Below are 698 nucleotides of genomic sequence, written 5' to 3'. Positions count from 1 at the left end.
CCTTTCTAGAACGAAATCGATCCAGAGCAAGTTTACCCATTTAGGGGTACTTTAAAGGAGGAAACTGTGACAGCGATCTTGTTGCACAGTGTGGAGGTGCAACACAAATACAACGTAGCCCAAATATGCAACTATTGACGCAAACGATTGGTAAAAATTGAAATCTGATGATGATTTATATCTCAATTAGACTAAAGTATAAAAAATCCCCATTGATATTCGATCTATCAATGGGGATTTAAAATTGAGTTTTAAGTTATCTATCAGTAATTAGGCGATTTCGACCAATTTTGATACCAATTTATCGATTCCTGAAGCTGCTTGCGAGATATTCTGCGCTAACATGTAAGCTGGCGTAGAAAGCACATTGTGTTTCTCGTCAAACACATACTCATCTACGTTACATTCAACGTGCTCTCCACCCATTTGGTGAAACGCGGCTGCGGTTGCGTCATCATTACCTATTGTGCCTTTTACGCCATGTTCGTAAATCATAGGAATAATGACAGGGGCAATGCAGAGGTAACCGGCAGGCTTGTTGGCATTTGCGAACGCACGGCAAGCTTGTGCAACGTGTGTATTAATCGAGCATTCCGCGCCAGAAACGGCAAAGTCAGTCAGATTTTTTGCTGCACCAAAGCCACCTGGTAACAATAGCGCATCAAAGTCTTCAACGTTCAGTCTAGCCACATCCTCAA

The 698-nt window shown here is 42.0% G+C and carries 1 protein-coding gene; it reads right to left on the bottom strand.

All coding sequences use genetic code 11. From position 1 onward, the window contains the following. Positions 1-270: 270 nt before the first annotated feature. A partial coding sequence (gene elbB / locus R7190_RS27565) for an isoprenoid biosynthesis glyoxalase ElbB (RefSeq protein WP_318137894.1) occupies positions 271-698 on the bottom strand: 428 nt, incomplete at its 5' end.

This window comes from Vibrio sp. 1078-1 (assembly GCF_033340475.1).
The sequence above is the reverse complement of the archived record's forward strand: the minus strand, read 5'-3'. Positions and strand labels throughout refer to the sequence as shown.